Below are 14,133 nucleotides of genomic sequence, written 5' to 3'. Positions count from 1 at the left end.
GGCTCGGGTGGTCGACGACCACCCGAGCTGCGGCGTTCGAACTGCAACGATTGATCAACGGGGTGAACTGAGCTGTGGGTGAAAGAACTGCCCTGGTGAAAGAACCACTACGGTGAAAGAACTACTACGGACAAACCGATATGGACGCGTGTCCGAGTTCACAACTCGAGAGCACGTACCAGGTCGACGAAGTCAGGACTCCTTGGTGAGCCGGATTTCGGTGTCGGTAGCGGACTCTTCGATCTCGGAAATCGAGTCGTCGTCGTACTCGTCGGTCTCGGTCGTCTCGACGACGCGCTCACGGATGACCAGACGCGACCAGGTGGTGATGACACCGTCCGCGATCTCGAGGTCCACGGTGTCGTCGTCCAGCGAAGCGATCGTGGCGTAGAGCCCGGCTGTGGTCTGCACCCGATCGCCGACCTGCAGCGAGTCCTGCATCTCGGAAGTCGCGGCCACGGCCTTCTTCTGCTTGCGCATGCCCAGGAACATGGGCACGAGCAGTGCGAGGATCAAGAGGGGGAAAAGCAAACTCGACATGTGTTGATCAACCTCGGTTGTGTTGCACGTTTTACGCCGCGCCGGTCCCGGATGGACCTACGCAATACACCAGTGTGCCATTAGTTGCTGAGGATTCCTGACAGATCGGCCGACAAATGCGGCCTTTCCGGTCGAAATTCACGCTCCGTTCGGATCGAACAACGTGGCTTGCGGTTCGTTGACTCGAACCTCGATCCCACCCGCGGCGGCATCCGGCGGTGGCGTCATTCCGAGTTGAGTCCAGGCAGCGGCGGTGGCCACACGACCTCGCGGCGTCCGGGCGATCATCCCGGCACGGACCAGGAACGGCTCACACACTTCTTCCACCGTCGACGGTTCCTCGCCCACGGCCACGGCAAGCGTCGACACGCCGACGGGCCCGCCGCCGAACGAACGCACCAACGCACTCAGGACGGATCGGTCGAGACGGTCCAAGCCCAATTGGTCCACGTCGTAGACAGCCAAGGCGGCCTGAGCGACGTCCATGGTGACGATTCCGTCGGCACGAACCTCCGCGAAGTCACGAACCCGTCGCAGCAATCGGTTCGCGATACGCGGCGTCCCCCTCGAGCGTCTCGCGATTTCGGCGCCGGCGTCAACTTCGAGATTGACTCCCAGAATTCCCGCCGAGCGCATCAGAATCTGTTGCAGCTCTTCGGGTTCGTAGAAGTCCATGTGAGCGGTGAACCCGAAGCGGTCGCGCAATGGACCGGTAAGGGCACCGGATCGGGTTGTCGCACCGACCAACGTAAATGGTGCGACCTCCAGAGGAATCGACGTGGCACCGGGCCCCTTTCCGACGACGACGTCGACGCGGAAGTCCTCCATCGCCAGGTACAACATCTCCTCGGCCGGACGAGCGATTCGGTGAATCTCGTCGATGAACAACACGTCGCCCTCGACGAGATTGCTCAGCATCGCCGCCAAGTCCCCGGCGCGTTCGAGCGCCGGCCCGGACGTCAGCCGCAGGGAGGAGCCCAACTCCCCCGCGATGATCATCGCCATCGACGTCTTACCGAGTCCGGGCGGACCGGACATCAGAATGTGGTCAGGCGTGCTGCCGCGAAGTTTTGCTCCGGTGAGCACGAGCTGCAATTGCTCGCGGACTCGAGGTTGCCCGATGAAGTCGTCGAGACTCTTGGGGCGCAAACTCGCTTCGACGTCGCCGTCTCCCGCCACCAATTCGGCAGAGACCTGCGATTCCTCGTCAAAATCGTCGATCGGATCGAAGTTCATCGAGTCTTACCGAGCAGCGACAGGGCAGAACGCAGTGCTACCGACGTAGTGGCCTCGGGCGATTCCGCCAGAACCGAATCCGTGGCCTGCTCGGCCTGCTTGATCGGGAAACCCAAACCTTCGAGAGCTTCGACGATCTGATCGCGGATCGAACTGCCGGCGACGACACCGGAGGCCGTGCCAGCCGTCGTCGCGACCGCGTCGACCTTGTCGCGCAGTTCGACGACCATGCGCTCAGCACCGCGTTTGCCGATGCCGGGGACCCTCGTCAACGCCGTCAGGTTGCCTTCCGAAAGTGCACGCCGTAATGCGTCGGGTTCGAGAACTGCGAGAGTTGCCATCGCCAGGCGCGGCCCGACTCCCGAGACCGTCTGCAAGAGGCTGAACAGGTCCTTCGACTCGGTATCGGAAAAACCGTAGAGCGTCATCGAATCTTCGCGAACGATCATCGTCGTGAACAGGCGCGCTTCGCTTCCGCGATGGAGCGCACCGAGAGTCACCGGGGTGGCATTGACCCGATAGCCGACACCCGACGCTTCGATGACCGCATGGTCGAGCGCAATATCGAGTACCTCGCCGCGTACCGACGCGATCATCGTGAACCTGCCTTCTTCATCTCGGCCAATTTTGCCTGATACTTACGCATTTGTTCGGCGGCCATCGCCTCGGCGCGGGCCATTCGCTCGATCATGGGCGCTCGCCAGCAGTGACAGATCGCCAGCGCCAGAGCGTCAGCGGCGTCGGCCGGTTTCGGCGCCGTCTTCAGATTCAGGATTCGAGTCACCATCGCGGTGACCTGCGCCTTGTCGGCGTTACCGCTACCGGTGACGGCGGCCTTCACCTCACTGGGAGTATGGAAACACACCGGGATGCCGCGTCTGGCGGCAGCGAGCGCCACAACTCCGCCTGCTTGCGCCGTCCCCATCGCCGTACTGACGTTGTGCTGCGCGAACACACGCTCGATCGCAACCACCTCCGGCTTGTACTGCTCGATCCACAGTTCAGCCGCATCGGAAATCCGTAGGAGCCGAGAACCGAGGTCCATCTCTGCCGGGGTCCGCACCACGTCGACAGCAATGGGGCGCACTTTCCTGCCGTTGCTCCCGTCGACCACACCCAACCCGCAGCGAGTCAAGCCTGGGTCCACTCCGAGCACGCGCACTTTGTCACACCTCTCCATACCGAACAGCTGTTCGATAGCTTAGCGGTGCGCGGGACCACTGCCCCGCATCAACACGCAACCCGGCCGTGACGAGGACGTCAGGGCCGGGTTGCGTTGAAAGGCAATCAGTCTTCGAGGGCCGCAAGAACCTCGTCGGACAGATCGATGTTGGTGTAGACGTTCTGCACGTCGTCCGAGTCTTCGAGTGCATCGACGAGCTTGAAGATCTTGCGTGCACCGTCGACATCCAGGGGAACCTCGACGGAAGCGCGGAAATCGGCTTCGGCCGAGTCGTAGTCGATGCCGGCTTCCTGCAGTGCGGAACGCACTGCAACCAGATCCTGTGGCTCACTGACGATTTCGAAGGTTTCACCGAGATCGGTGACCTCTTCGGCGCCGGCGTCGAGCACAGCCATCAGGACGTCATCCTCTGACTGGCCGTTCTTCTCCAGCGTGACGACGCCCTTGCGAGCGAACAGGTAGGAGACCGAACCCGGGTCAGCGAGGTTGCCACCGTTGCGGGTCATCGCGGTGCGAACTTCACCGGCTGCGCGGTTGCGGTTGTCCGTCAGGCACTCGATCAGAACGGCGACACCGTTGGGTCCGTAGCCCTCGTACATGATGGTCTGCCAGTCTGCGCCGCCCGCTTCTTCACCGGCGCCGCGCTTGCGCGCACGCTCGATGTTGTCATTGGGAACTGACGTCTTCTTCGCCTTCTGGATGGCGTCGAACAAGGTGGGGTTGCCCGTGGGATCGCCACCGCCGGTTCGTGCCGCCACCTCGATGTTCTTGATCAGCTTCGCGAAGGATTTGCCACGACGTGCGTCGATCACAGCCTTCTTGTGCTTGGTGGTGGCCCATTTTGAGTGGCCGCTCATGCGATTCAAGCCCCTTTCCTGCTGCGTTGCGCACGCCGAATGCGCGTCTTTCAGCTCTGCCGATGTTACCCGTCCCACGTCACAACTCGCTGCATCCCCCGACACGAATTGACCAAACACTGCATTGTTCGCATAGAATGCAAACATGTTGGTGCGAATCGATCACGCCTCCACAACTCCACTCGCGGAACAGATTGCCGCCGGGGTTCGTGGCTCGGTCATCCGCGGCGAAATCGGCCCGGGCGATCGACTACCGTCCGCTCGCGCTCTCGCCGAGTCGATCGACGTCAATCTCCATACGGTTCTTCGTGCGTACGCAACACTCCGCGACGAAGGCCTGATCGACCTCCGACGCGGACGTGGCGCTGTCATTCGCGCCGAATTCGACTCGGGAAGAACGGCTCTCAACGAATCTGCACGTGAATTCGTTCGGCAGGCCCGAAATCTGGGACTCGACACCGCGCACATGCTCGACCTCATCAAGGAGACCAGCACACAATGACGACCAGCAAGATCCGACTCTGGACAGCAGCCTCGCTGACTCTGATCCCGACCCTGATCCTGGTTCTCGCGCGCTTCGCGTGGGGCGACCGGCTACCCGAGACCGTCGCCAGCCATTGGTCCGGATCGACCCCGGACGGGTTCAGCACCACGTCGACGTTCTTCGCCATAGCACTGGCGCTTTCACTGGTGGCAGTCGTTTTCGCGTGTGTTGTTGCGGCCCGTTCGAGCGCTGACGCGCCCCTGTTTCTGGCCGTCACCTCGATCGCGAGTGCGACGTTGGCAACGATCTGGATTCTGAGCGTTGCCCTCACGATCGATGCCGGAGCCCCGGAAGACGCTCGTATCGGTTGGTGGATTCTTGCGCCGATCGCGGCGGTACTCGTCGGAGTTCTGGCGTATACACTGCCCGACCAGCAACGAGACGACCCTGAGTCACCACTGCCGACCCCGACGCTGGACACGCCGCTCGCGGCCTCCGAACGTGCAGTGTGGGTCGGGCAGGTCCGCAGCATCTGGCCGTGGATCCTCACCGCCTGCCTCGTAGTTCTCTTGATCGCCACTGCCGCGTACTCGGACTGGTGGGTTGCCGTGATCCTGGGTGTCTCCACCCTCGCCATCACGGCTTTCGCTTCGGTCACCGTGCGCGTCGACCGTCACGGTCTCGGCATCAGTTCCTGGGGCGTTCGATGGAAGAAAATCCCCATCTCGAAGGTGAAGTCCGCATCAGTCGATTCGATACGTCCGGCCGAATGGGGAGGATGGGGTTACCGGATCACACCGCGCGGAACAGCCGTCACACTCCGCTCGGGTGAGGCGATCGTGGTCACTCTCGAGAACGGACGACTGTTCGCCGTGACCGTTGATCACCCGGAAGACGGTGTGAAGCTGATCAATTCGTTGGTTCAAGCTGGCTGATTCACGAACAACACGGCAGCGGCATTGCCGGCGAGGTAGAAGCCGGCAATGCCGAACACCCATCCGATCGCACTGTCGCCGTAGCGAGACATCAACGAGTCCACCTGGCGCAGCGGCTTGTCCAGGCGGTTCCCGGCCACGACCCGACCGCACAGAAGAAGGACTGCCGGCGCGACCATGATCAGGCAGTAACCGGCAAGTATCGACGCAGACATTACTGGGGACAGCCCAGCAGCTGTGATCATCGCGATCGCCGCCAAGTAGGGCAGCATCGTCACCAATTCGGCGGTTCCGGCTGCAATTGCCAGAAGTACGGCGCTTCTCGCCGAACGACTCGAATCGAGTACCCGCTCCCGCCAGGCTTGCGTTCGATCGGCCTGACCGGATGTGCGCCGCTTCTCGGAGTCGAATCGAAAACTCAACGCGAACAACGCGATACCGAGAATCAACTGCGCCCCGCGGGCTGCCGGAGTGTCGAGAAGCGGGGCGACAACCGGCATGCCTACCCGTGCCGTCGCCCAGACGGTCACCCCGACAACAAAATAGAACGTCGTGATGACTACCAGGTAGATCAGCAGCCTGCGAACCTGCGGCCGTCCCGGTGTCAACAACATCCACACCGGGACGACCAATGTTCCGATGCTCGTACTGTCCAACAGGGCGAGGCCGCCCAGGGTCGTGAGAAGGACGAGTTCCACGTCAGTCGTGTCGCCGTTCGGGTGTCACCGTGCCTCTCGTCCGGACTGCGTTCACGATGTCGAAAGCACCGATGATCGCCAGAATCACGCCGAGCGGTCCGCCGCGAAACCAGAAGAACTCGGCGTCACGTGCGAACAGCCACAGACCGGCGCCACCGACGACGAGGAGAATGCCGATCATCAACTCGAAACGAATTTTCATACCTCGAGCGTGTCTTCTCTCTCGGATCCGCACATCAGCCGTCGGAACAACGCCGACCTCATCATTTGGTATGACAAGTCAGGGGCCCCGATGTGCTCTGATAAGTCTGTGGTGACCAGAAGTCGGAGCGTCGGCAAGTGGAACGATCCGCTCATCGCCATCGGCCTGTTCGCGGTCGGGGTAGTTCTCTACCTCGTCGGCCTGTACAAAATGTGGAGCGATGTCGGAGGTGTCGCCGACGTTCCCGTCGGGGTTCGGATCGGGATGCTGGCTCTGCTCTGTGCGATCGACTCGTTCCGGCGGGTGCGTCCGGCAACGGCCTTGGCGGCGGGGGCCGTCATCGTCGCGGTCGACGCCGCCCTGGGACCGACTCTGCCGATGTGGCTGGTCCTCTCGGATCTCACCTACGCTGCGGTTCTGTACGGGACGGCACGGTTGGGCCGGGTGGTGTGTTCTCTGACCGCGGTGTCGGTTGCCGCGCTCACCGCACTCGTTTACCTGTCCACCAGGGACGTCCGCGCTGCGGCTGGGGCGGGCGTCGTGACCGCTCTGTTCTTCGGAACGCCCGTGTGGTGGGCACTGGTCATCCGTCGACAAGTCGAACTGACGGAGGCGGAACGCGAGCGTTCCAGAGTTCACGAAGCACTCGCCGCTCTGGACCGCGAGACCGCGGTCGCTCACGAACGGGCAACCATGGCGCGGGATCTGCACGACGTGATCGCAAGCCACCTCTCCGCCATCGCAATCCACTCCGAAGCTGCACTCTCCACCACAGCGCTCTCCGCTGAACGGGGTGAACCAGACGATGGCTTGCGGGAGATGATCGGGGCGATCAGATCAAGCAGTCTCGCGGGCCTTTCCGAGATGCGATCGATGATCGAACTGCTCCACGCCGGGGACGGCGAGACGCCTGATCCTCGTTCCTCTCCCCCGCGGTTGACCGAGTTGCCCGTCGTCCTGGACGCAGCTCGGGCCGCCGGCAGCACAGTGGACGTAGCGATCGACGTCGATGCCGCCGACCTGCCGAGCGTCGTCGATCACACGGCGTATCGGATCGCGCAAGAGGCGTTGACCAACGCACTCAAGCATGCGCCTGGCGCGCCGATCTCGATGTCGCTCTCTCTCCAGCACAATGCACTACAGATCGAGATCCGAAACCCCGTCGGTCCCGACATATCCAGTCCGCGGGCAAGAACGCGCGGACTTGCAAACATGCGTCATCGTGCCGAGCTGCTGGGCGGTTCACTCGACGCACTTCCGGTCGACGGAGAATGGAAGGTATGCGCGCAGCTACCCGTCCACACACCGAACGGAACGGATCGGTGATCACCGTCGCCCTGGTCGACGACCACGCCGCGATCCGCTCCGGGCTGGCGATGATTCTGCGACAGCACGAGGACATCGATGTAGTTGCGGAAGCAGGAGACGGAGCGTCGGCGATCACCGTCACTCGCACACATCAACCCGACGTCGTGTTGATGGACATCCGGATGCCGGGCACCGACGGCATCGAAGCGACCCGTCAGATCATCGGTACAACCCGCAGCCGCGTTCTCGTGTTGACCACCTTCGACCTCGACGAATACGTCTTCGCAGCTCTGCGGGCCGGTGCGTCGGGCTTCCTGCTCAAGACTGCGACAGCGGACGAGCTGAGCAGCGCCATCCGCAATGTCGCGGCCGGCGATGCAGTGCTCGCTCCCCGAGCCGCCCGCGCACTGATCGGCGAGTTCGTTCAGCGCGCTCCCAAGCTCGCCGAGCCGCTCGGCCTGAGCGAGCTCACCGATCGCGAACGCGAAGTGCTCGTTCTACTGGGTATGGGTCTGTCCAACGCCGAACTGTCGCGCGAACTCGGTGTCGGTGCTCCGACGGTGAAGTCGCATGTGTCGCGAGTTCTGTCGAAGCTGCACCTCACCTCACGCGTCCAGGCGGCGATCCTTGCCCGCCAACTGGAACTGTAGGTTCGGCCGAAGTGAACAATCGCCCTAGCCGCGCACGAGATCGACGAACATCTCGTGGACTCGACGGTCGCCGGTGACCTCGGGATGGAACGAAGTGGCGATCACCGAGCCCTGCCGAACCGCGACGATGCGCCCCGCAGCTTCCCCCGCCGCGGCGGGAACCTGCGCGAGCACCTCCACGCCCGGACCGACCCGCTCGACCCACGGTGCGCGGATGAATACTGCGCGGATGGGATCACCGATGATTCCCTCGAACTCCAGGTCGGACTCGAAGGAATCGACCTGACGACCGAAAGCGTTGCGGCGCACCGTCATGTCGATGGCGCCGAGATGCTCGGCGTCCGGCCGGGTGTCGAGTACCTCGCTGGCGAGCAGAATCATGCCGGCACACGAACCGTAAGCCGGCAGCCCGCCGCGGAGACGATCACGAAGCGGGTCCAGCAGCTCGAAAACCTGCAGAAGCCGGCTCATGGTAGTGGATTCGCCACCCGGGATCACGATTCCGTCGACCTTGTCGAGTTCTTCGGGTCGCCGGACACCGACCGCGTCCGCTCTCGAATCATCGAGTGCGGCAAGGTGTTCGCGAACATCACCTTGGAGGGCGAGAACACCGATCAACGGACGAGTCATCACACAGTTCCTGTCTTGTTCTCACGGCTGTTCTTGTTCTCACGGCTGTCGGGTTCGCGTTCCAGCCGCGTCAAACCCTCCTGAACCACCGCTGCCACCATGTTGCCATCGCGATCGTAGATACGCCCTTGAGTGAGCGCGCGACCGAAACCTGCCGACGGTGAGGTCTGGTCGTAGAGCAACCACTCGTCGGCCCGGAAGGGCCGCAGGAACCACATCGCGTGATCGAGCGAAGCAGTTTGCGTCTTCACGCCCCGGTGTGGGACTTTCGAAGTTCCGAGCAGGGTCATGTCACTGAGGTACGCGAGGGTGCAGATGTGCAGCAGCGGACGATCCGGCAGAGCCTCGCGGTAGCGCATCCATACACGCTGCTGGGCGGCCAGATCCGGCGCTGACGCACTCTGCTCGGCCGGCACAATTCGAATGTCCCAGTTCTTCCACTCCTGGTAGAACTGCGATTCCGCCAACTCGGGAACGGTCTGCGCATCCGGCAAGTCCTCCGGCGCCGGAACGGAGGGCATCCGATCCTGGTGCTCGATACCGTCGTCGTCGACGTGGAACGAGGCCGACATCGTGAAGATCGTCTTACCATCCTGGACTGCATTGACCCGACGCGTGCAGAACGAGCGCCCGTCGCGAATCCGGTCGACCAGGTAGACCGTCGGAATCTTCGGGTTGCCCGGGCGCAGGAAGTATCCGTGCAACGAATGCACGTGGTAGCTCTCGTCGACGGTGCTCACGGCAGAAACCAACGACTGCCCGGCAACCTGCCCGCCGAACGTCCGTTGAAGTGCAGTGGGGTGGACCGCACCGCGGAAGATGTCCTTCTCCAGGTGTTCGAGCGCGAGGATCTCCTCGATACCAACCATGAGTCCTCCGGAAACATTGACCGCATACACAGACCGCCGCAGTGGGCGCGATGACGGTTCACAATATCGCCTTGGCGAGCGGGCACGGCACCATGGTGGGCGTGAGTACATTCATCCCGTCCACTCCCCTCGCTCTTGCCGAGCAGATCGCAACGCTGAGCGGATCATTTCCATCGGTGGTGGTAGTAGCGATCGACGGACCTGATTGTGCGCAACCGTCGCGGCTCGCGGAACTGGTCGGGGTTGCAGTCGAGTCGCACAGCAGGCCGAGTGCCGTTGTGTCACTGCACGACTACGTGCGGCCGGCGTCGCTGCGATACGAGTTCGGTCACGAGGATGCGCTGAGTTACCGCACCATCTGGTTCGACTACCCGGCACTCGATCGTGAAGTGATCACCGCGGCCCGCATCAAAGGGACGCTCTTGCCGAAACTCTGGGACGAAACCACTGATCGCTCGACTCGCTCGACCCGTATCCCTGTCCACGAACGCGCGGTCATCGTGATCGTCGGTCCGATGTTGCTCGGGCGCGGACTGGAGTTCGACGTCACCGTCCGCCTGGACATGAGCGAAGCTGCCATGCGGAGGCACACACCGCAGGCGGATCTGTGGACAGTCGACGCACTCCTCGAGCACCGCTCAGCGGTGTCCGAGGAGGTCGATTTCGAAATCAGATACGACCATCCGGCCCGGCCTGCGGTGCGCTCTCGCCCGTGAAGGACTCGCTGCGATTGATTCCACTTCGGGCGACCTCACTTCGGCCGACCTCACTTCGGGCGATACAGCCTGGTCAGGCCTTCCTGGACGACTGCAGCAACCATATTTCCTCGGCTGTCGAAGATTCGTCCCTGCGTCAATGCGCGACCGAAGCCCGCTGACGGCGACGTCTGGTCGTACAACAGCCACTCGTCGGCCCGGAACGGCCGCAGGAACCACATGGCGTGATCGAGCGAGGCGCTTTGCATGGCGACGTCCATGTGAGGGCCTCGGGAAGATCCGAGCAGCGTCATGTCGCTCATGTACGCAAGCGTGCACACGTGAAATACCGGGTCGTCCGGGAGAGCCTCGCGGGAACGGAACCATACTTGCTGCTGTGCGGCAGCGCCCGGACGTTTGTTGATGTCTGCCTTCGGCACCATTCGCAGGTCCCAGTCGGACCACTCGCGAGCCAACCACGCGGTCTCGGGGTCTTCGGAATCCTGGGCGATGGCCAGCGTTTCAGGGTCAGGGACGGGCGGCATCTCGTCCTGGTGCTCGATGCCTTCGTCCTGGACGTGGAAGGATGCCGACATAGTGAAAATGGCTTGTCCGTCTTGGATTCCGGTGACCAGGCGAGTCGCGAACGATCGTCCGTCGCGAACACGATCCACCAGAAAGACGGTCGGTTCCATCGGATTGCCCGGACGCAGGAAGTATCCGTGCAACGAATGAACTGAGTAGGCCGGATCGACCGTTCGTACTGCCGACACCAATGCCTGTCCGGCGACCTGACCGCCGAAAGTGCGGGTCAGGGTGGTTTCCGCGATGATTCCTCGAAAGATGTCACGCTCGAGGCGTTCCAACTCCAGAATTTCTTCGATCCTCGCCATCGATGCTCCACATCTTCCCGTGTACCGACGTCTACTGACCTTCACACAATGCCTGATGCAGCCCCGGCCACCAAAGTGGGCATCCGAAAACTGGGCATCCGAAAACACTGAGCGACGGGGCGCATCTATTCAGAACGGCGGTGGATCGTCTCCTCGATCGACGGTCCTCCTCTGGACCTTCTTCTTCACCCGCAGGTGCATCCGTATCCGCTGGCGCCGGCGTTCACCCCGCACGCGGGCCGCCTTGTTCTCCAAACGTGTACGTCGACGCCGACCGCCCTCGGGCAGTACAGGCTCGAGCATTCCTGCGAGCAGACCTGACGGCCGAGTTCGGTAACAATGTCCGGTCGCCGAGGTCAGCGTAACGCTCCGGTCCGGATTCGAGGTGTGCACCCACTGACCGGAATGCTTGAGGCGGTGATGATTTCGACAATAGGCACTCAAGTTGGAGGTCACGGTCTTTCCACCACGTGCTGGATCGCGATGATCGAAAGGTTCGGTGTGATCGAGATCGGAATTCCATGCCGCGACATCGCAGTGCAGCCACTGACAGCTACCCGAGATCACCCTCACCCATGTGTCGAGGACAGCGCCCGGGCGGTATACCAGCGCCGAAGGAACTACAGGCGAAGGAACTACAGGCGAAGGTACTGGCTCGCCCTCACCGGCAGACTCGAGCGCCGCGTCGGCTGGTACCTTCACCTTTCGAATCAACGCACCCGCGGCGATGTCACGCGCATGCTCTGCACTGATCACTCCATAACCGTCGAGGTGAGCGGGTTCGTCTGTACCTGGTGAGTCACCGCCCTGGAGCGCGGATTCCACCATGACCACGTGCACTAATGGCCGACGCACCACAACAATCCCGCTGCGGTCTTGTGGGCAGTCGGCCCGGCCACAATCGCACGGCAGAATTGTCGACCCAGCTACCAACGCTCCCAAGGCGTCGGCTCGTCGCTGCTCGTATTTACGGGAATCGTGTCGGCACACCGACATCGCCAACTCCCGCAACCGCCCGTCGAAAGCCCGTGCGTCCTCCGCCGGAATACTCCCCAAGATCCGCGCCATTCCGTCTTCGGCAGCGCTCACACCTACGAACCGATCAGCCAGGGCGCGGCGTCGACGCTCCCGCATCCCCTCCGGATCCACCACGGCGACGATTCGGTCGATGACCGCCGTCAATCGGCGGCCGGTCAAGCCGGTACCGCCATGTATCGGTGGTGCTGAAATCTTCTCGAGGAGTTGCCGTTCCACCTCGTCTATCAGATCGTCATCGACGTTGGCTGTAGCGGAGTCGATCAATCCGACTCGATACAAATCCAGTTCTCCGCGTGCCATAGCGGCACGCGTGCGGTGGAGTCGAGTCTTCAGCGAAAAGCCGAGGCCGATCAACTTTCCCGCCGCGGCACGGCCCATGGTCAACGCTGCGCCGAGCTCGGCCTCAGCTAGTTCGTGCGCGGTGGACGACCACGCGCCGGCATCGGAGTGTTCAGCGCTGCGACGCTCGAAAAACTCGGCAATGGCAGCAAGTTTCCGTTCCACGAGCATCGACTCGCGCGCATGCAGTTCGGCAATGAGATCGATGAGGGCGCAGTCGGATTCAGCACCGAACAGCTGCGCTGCGGCACTCGAACTTCCCACTCCGTCATCGAACATTCCTCCACAATATTCGAAACTATGTTCGAACCTCTACAGTTTCCAGAAATCAGTCCGAAGAATCCCGTTTGACCGAACATTTTTGCGGAGCAACCCTTGCGGCCACTCTTGTTCCAGCGACGGATTCCCCTACTGAACCAGAGCGTTGATAATGCGGGAGACTTCGGCCGGGTAGATGGGGCGGTCGGACCTACCCGTCAATACCCAATGGACCGGACTACCTTCGTCGAGGACTCGGAGTTGGACGTCGAGCGGAAACGCATCGATGTCAGCTGAGTCGACTGCAAAGACATGGACAATCTCATGCCCAAGTCGCCCCTCGAACTCGAAGATATTCTCGACGACCTCGAGCAACTCGACGCTTCCCAACGTGACGCCTAGTTCCTCCGCGAACTCGCGTCGCAGCGCTGCCTCGGCCGTCTCACCGAACTCGATACCGCCACCGATCAATCGATGGAACTTCTCCCCCGTGACAGAGTCCGTGCCGTCGAGCATGAGTACGTGACCGGAACGGACAGGTAGCCCCAGTGAGATGTTGCGAATTGACGACATACGACACAGTTTAGGTGGCCGATTCGAACACCATTTTAGATCCGACGACAGTGAGTATCACCAAAAGTGATGGGGTGGGCGCAAATACGACTTGGACTTGCCGAGACTCCCGATGACAGACTCGAACATCATTCCCAGACAAAAGAATCCATTGAGGAACTCGATGAACGACGCCAGTACCTGGACCGCACGACTCGCCGCACTCGATCTGACGCTTCCGCCGGTCGCTTCCCCCGCCGGCTCCTACCTCCCCGCCGTTCAGACGGGGGCACACGTCTACACGTCGGGACAATTGCCGCTCGTCGACGGCGCCACGACGTGCATCGGCAAGTTAGGCGAAGGTGTCTCCGTCGAAGACGCCGCCCAGGCGGCGCGGTTGTGCACGCTCAACGGACTCGCGGCCGTCGACGACTTGGTCGGGCTCGACCGCATCGTTCGTGTCGTCAAGGTCGTTGGATTTGTTGCTTCCGGATCCGGATTCTCACAGCAACCCCAGGTGATCAACGGTGCGTCCGACCTGCTGGCCGAGATCTTCGGTACGGCAGGACAACACGCCCGCTCTGCGATCGGCGTGGCCGAACTCCCCCGAAACAGTGCCGTCGAGGTGGAATTCGTGTTCGAGGTCTCCGAAAGCATCTGACGGTCTGCCCCCCACACACGACGAAGGGGCGGGGGGGGGGGGGGGGGACCCCCCCCCCCCCGCGGCTGGGGCGAACATCACGCCGGCTGGGCCCGCGGCGACCCC

The 14,133-nt window shown here is 62.4% G+C and carries 18 protein-coding genes; 6 read left to right on the top strand and 12 right to left on the bottom strand.

Translation table 11 applies throughout. The annotated features are described in order from the left end of the window. Positions 1-192: 192 nt before the first annotated feature. The 5 genes from yajC to QM716_RS13250 form a co-directional block, all read right to left on the bottom strand. Positions 193-540, bottom strand: a complete 348-nt coding sequence (yajC, locus tag QM716_RS13270; RefSeq protein WP_283304562.1) for a preprotein translocase subunit YajC — start codon at positions 538-540, stop codon at positions 193-195. Positions 541-678: 138 nt separating this feature from the next. Beyond that, complete coding sequence (gene ruvB / locus QM716_RS13265; RefSeq protein ID WP_283304561.1) at positions 679-1,776, bottom strand: Holliday junction branch migration DNA helicase RuvB; 1,098 nt, start codon at positions 1,774-1,776, stop codon at positions 679-681. After that, positions 1,773-2,372, bottom strand: a complete 600-nt coding sequence (gene ruvA, locus QM716_RS13260) for a Holliday junction branch migration protein RuvA (protein WP_283304560.1) — start codon at positions 2,370-2,372, stop codon at positions 1,773-1,775. The genes ruvB and ruvA overlap by 4 nt, the downstream gene beginning before the upstream one ends. Next, a complete protein-coding gene (ruvC, locus tag QM716_RS13255) occupies positions 2,369-2,938 on the bottom strand; it encodes a crossover junction endodeoxyribonuclease RuvC (RefSeq protein WP_243617247.1) in 570 nt (189 codons plus the stop codon). Before ruvC ends, ruvA begins: the two co-directional genes overlap by 4 nt. 125 nt (positions 2,939-3,063) lie before the next feature. Next, on the bottom strand, positions 3,064-3,816 hold the full coding sequence (locus QM716_RS13250; RefSeq protein ID WP_230817251.1) for a YebC/PmpR family DNA-binding transcriptional regulator: 753 nt from the start codon (positions 3,814-3,816) through the stop codon (positions 3,064-3,066). 145 nt (positions 3,817-3,961) lie between these two features. Between QM716_RS13250 and QM716_RS13245 the strand changes: the two genes are divergently transcribed. Both QM716_RS13245 and QM716_RS13240 read left to right on the top strand, forming a co-directional pair. After that, positions 3,962-4,318 (top strand): GntR family transcriptional regulator, encoded by a 357-nt coding sequence (locus QM716_RS13245; protein ID WP_003943322.1) that lies wholly within the window; start codon positions 3,962-3,964, stop codon positions 4,316-4,318. After that, positions 4,315-5,235 carry a hypothetical protein gene (locus tag QM716_RS13240; protein ID WP_283304559.1) on the top strand — a complete coding sequence of 307 codons (921 nt, stop codon included), beginning with the start codon at positions 4,315-4,317 and terminating at the stop codon, positions 5,233-5,235. The genes QM716_RS13245 and QM716_RS13240 overlap by 4 nt, the downstream gene beginning before the upstream one ends. Here QM716_RS13240 and QM716_RS13235 read toward each other — a convergent pair. Together QM716_RS13235 and QM716_RS13230 are read right to left on the bottom strand one after the other, a co-directional pair. Beyond that, positions 5,223-5,933 (bottom strand): GAP family protein, encoded by a 711-nt coding sequence (locus QM716_RS13235; protein WP_283304558.1) that lies wholly within the window; start codon positions 5,931-5,933, stop codon positions 5,223-5,225. The genes QM716_RS13240 and QM716_RS13235 overlap by 13 nt on opposite strands. 1 nt (position 5,934) lies before the next feature. Next, positions 5,935-6,135 carry a hypothetical protein gene (locus tag QM716_RS13230; protein ID WP_283304557.1) on the bottom strand — a complete coding sequence of 67 codons (201 nt, stop codon included), beginning with the start codon at positions 6,133-6,135 and terminating at the stop codon, positions 5,935-5,937. Positions 6,136-6,246: 111 nt separating this feature from the next. On the opposite strand from QM716_RS13230, the gene QM716_RS13225 reads away from it, so the two are divergent. Both QM716_RS13225 and QM716_RS13220 read left to right on the top strand, forming a co-directional pair. Beyond that, positions 6,247-7,461 (top strand): sensor histidine kinase, encoded by a 1,215-nt coding sequence (locus QM716_RS13225; RefSeq protein WP_283304556.1) that lies wholly within the window; start codon positions 6,247-6,249, stop codon positions 7,459-7,461. Continuing rightward, on the top strand, positions 7,416-8,093 hold the full coding sequence (locus QM716_RS13220) for a response regulator (RefSeq protein WP_283304555.1): 678 nt from the start codon (positions 7,416-7,418) through the stop codon (positions 8,091-8,093). Before QM716_RS13225 ends, QM716_RS13220 begins: the two co-directional genes overlap by 46 nt. 24 nt (positions 8,094-8,117) lie before the next feature. Here QM716_RS13220 and pdxT read toward each other — a convergent pair whose 3' ends face one another. Further along, a complete protein-coding gene (pdxT, locus tag QM716_RS13215; protein WP_283304554.1) occupies positions 8,118-8,723 on the bottom strand; it encodes a pyridoxal 5'-phosphate synthase glutaminase subunit PdxT in 606 nt (201 codons plus the stop codon). After that, a complete protein-coding gene (gene tesB, locus QM716_RS13210; RefSeq protein WP_283304553.1) occupies positions 8,723-9,592 on the bottom strand; it encodes an acyl-CoA thioesterase II in 870 nt (289 codons plus the stop codon). Before tesB ends, pdxT begins: the two co-directional genes overlap by 1 nt. 50 nt (positions 9,593-9,642) lie before the next feature. On the opposite strand from tesB, the gene QM716_RS13205 reads away from it, so the two are divergent. Next, entirely contained in the window at positions 9,643-10,308 is a 666-nt protein-coding gene (locus tag QM716_RS13205; protein WP_283304552.1) for a nucleoside/nucleotide kinase family protein, read from the top strand. 50 nt (positions 10,309-10,358) lie between these two features. Here QM716_RS13205 and QM716_RS13200 read toward each other — a convergent pair whose 3' ends face one another. The 3 genes from QM716_RS13200 to QM716_RS13190 all read right to left on the bottom strand — a co-directional run bounded on the left by QM716_RS13200 (position 10,359) and on the right by QM716_RS13190 (position 13,388). Beyond that, positions 10,359-11,180, bottom strand: coding sequence for an acyl-CoA thioesterase (locus tag QM716_RS13200; protein ID WP_019748291.1), 822 nt, complete (start codon positions 11,178-11,180; stop codon positions 10,359-10,361). 129 nt (positions 11,181-11,309) lie between these two features. Beyond that, complete coding sequence (locus QM716_RS13195) at positions 11,310-12,836, bottom strand: HNH endonuclease signature motif containing protein (RefSeq protein WP_283304551.1); 1,527 nt, start codon at positions 12,834-12,836, stop codon at positions 11,310-11,312. Between the two features lie 129 nt (positions 12,837-12,965). Beyond that, a complete protein-coding gene (locus tag QM716_RS13190; RefSeq protein ID WP_283304550.1) occupies positions 12,966-13,388 on the bottom strand; it encodes an NUDIX domain-containing protein in 423 nt (140 codons plus the stop codon). Between the two features lie 163 nt (positions 13,389-13,551). Here QM716_RS13190 and QM716_RS13185 point away from each other — a divergent pair, with 163 nt between their 5' ends. After that, complete coding sequence (locus QM716_RS13185; protein WP_283304549.1) at positions 13,552-14,028, top strand: RidA family protein; 477 nt, start codon at positions 13,552-13,554, stop codon at positions 14,026-14,028. The last annotated feature ends 105 nt before the right edge of the window (positions 14,029-14,133 follow it).

The sequence above is a fragment of the Rhodococcus sp. IEGM 1409 genome, from assembly GCF_030056735.1.
Classification (GTDB): domain Bacteria; phylum Actinomycetota; class Actinomycetes; order Mycobacteriales; family Mycobacteriaceae; genus Rhodococcus_F.
The sequence above is the reverse complement of the archived record's forward strand: the minus strand, read 5'-3'. Positions and strand labels throughout refer to the sequence as shown.